The sequence below is a fragment of the Synechococcus sp. F70.1 genome, assembly GCF_047502745.1.
GTDB lineage: Bacteria > Cyanobacteriota > Cyanobacteriia > Thermostichales > Thermostichaceae > Thermostichus.
Genome location: NZ_JANSJL010000081.1, coordinates 1 through 1,479, shown reverse-complemented (window position 1 = coordinate 1,479; position 1,479 = coordinate 1). Strand labels below are relative to the sequence as shown.

Genomic DNA, 1,479 nt, shown 5'->3' with positions numbered 1-1,479 from the left:
CGCCTTTGAAGGTGGGGATGTAAGGCGCAGCATTTTATCCAAGGTTTCCCCTGATAAACTAGCATCATGCGCGTCAAAGCGCTCCGCGCCGCTAAAGCGAGGGAAGCCAAGCTCCTTCATGGAGCACCAGCCCAGTACCAAGCCTTGGATGAAGCCACCCGCACAGCGCAGTGTGTGCGCAACAAATGCCTGCACTATTGGATGGACAATCAAAGCGTGGGCAAGAAGGAGCTGTACGCTCTTTGTAAGCATCTGGCCCAGGAGTTTGCTGCCAAGCTCAACTCAGCAGCCAGGCAAGCTAGTGCAGAGGGAGCTTGGGCAGCCATCTCCAGCTTCTACCGCCGTTGTCGTGATGGTGAGAAGAAGAAGGGCTACCCCCAGTGAGCGCTCCGCGCCGCTTCGCGAGCAAAAAGAACTGCCGCTCGGTGGAGTACAAGCAGTCGGGCTGGAAGTTGTCGGCAGATGGAATGTCCATCACCTAAGGCCTACGGCCCGCTAACGCGAACACCGACGGCAACCAGGCTGGCACCTTTGCCTTTACTGCAGCGGGGAGGCCAGGAAACTCATCCTCAGCTCCAAAATCAACCGGGTGCGGGTTATCCGGCGGGCAGATGGGTACTACGCCCAGTGCTGCCTTGACCTTGAGCGCAGGGAAAAGAGCCAGTACACCGGCAACGTGATCGGCCTTGACTTAGGGCTGGAGCACTTCTACACCGACCAACACGGTAACAAGGTCAGTTGCCCTAAGTTTCTGCGCCGTGCTGAACGCAGACTCAAAAAACACCAAAGGAGGTTGAGCCGCAGGTTTAGGAAAGACAGCAAGGGGCAGTCCAAGAACTATCTCAAGCAGAAACAACGTCTTGGCAAGCTGCACCTCAAGGTTCAACGCCAACGTAGAGACTGGGCAATCAAGCTTGCCCGGTGCGTGGTGGCATCTAACGACGTCGTGGTGTATGAGGACTTGCAGGTGCAGAACTTGGTCAAGAACCATCATCTGGCCAAGTCGTTCGCGTTAGCGGTGAGGAGCACTTTCCAGGATGCCGCATGGAGCATTTTCACCGGGTGGCTGGACGACTACGGCAAGGTGTAAGGACTACGTCCCGCTTACGCGATTGGCAAGGTGGTGATTGCCGTGCCGCCGGAGTACACCACCCAGGAGTGTTCAAGGTGCGGCTACCTGGTGAAGAAGACTTTATCCACTCGCACACACCGATGCCCGCGTTGCGGTCTGGTGCTGTGTCGCGACCACAACGCCGCTCTCAACATCTTGCGCCGAGGTCTAGAACTCTTGGGCATGGTGTGGAACGGTACCTCAGGGCATGAGGGAACCGCCCCGGAAGGGGGAACGCTTGGGAAGAGCGGCACCGCTGCCATGAAGGGGCAACCTGACATGGTAAGTGCGCTCGTGGAACCAAGAACGAGAATCCCCGGCCTACGGCCCGCTGTCGCGAATGCCCTTCAGGGCGGGGAGTATGTCAA

The 1,479-nt window shown here is 57.8% G+C and carries 3 protein-coding genes; 2 read left to right on the top strand and 1 reads right to left on the bottom strand.

What is annotated here, in order from left to right; genetic code table 11:
- Window positions 1-252: hypothetical protein (locus NW860_RS08605; protein WP_414513635.1), on the bottom strand; the 252-nt coding region annotated here is incomplete at its 3' end.
- 337 nt (window positions 253-589) lie between these two features.
- Here NW860_RS08605 and NW860_RS08600 point away from each other — a divergent pair.
- Both NW860_RS08600 and NW860_RS08595 read left to right on the top strand, forming a co-directional pair.
- Window positions 590-1,090 carry an RNA-guided endonuclease InsQ/TnpB family protein gene (locus NW860_RS08600; RefSeq protein WP_414513633.1) on the top strand — a complete coding sequence of 167 codons (501 nt, stop codon included), beginning with the start codon at window positions 590-592 and terminating at the stop codon, window positions 1,088-1,090.
- 30 nt (window positions 1,091-1,120) lie between these two features.
- On the top strand, window positions 1,121-1,479 hold a 359-nt coding region (locus NW860_RS08595), incomplete at its 3' end, for a zinc ribbon domain-containing protein (protein ID WP_414513631.1).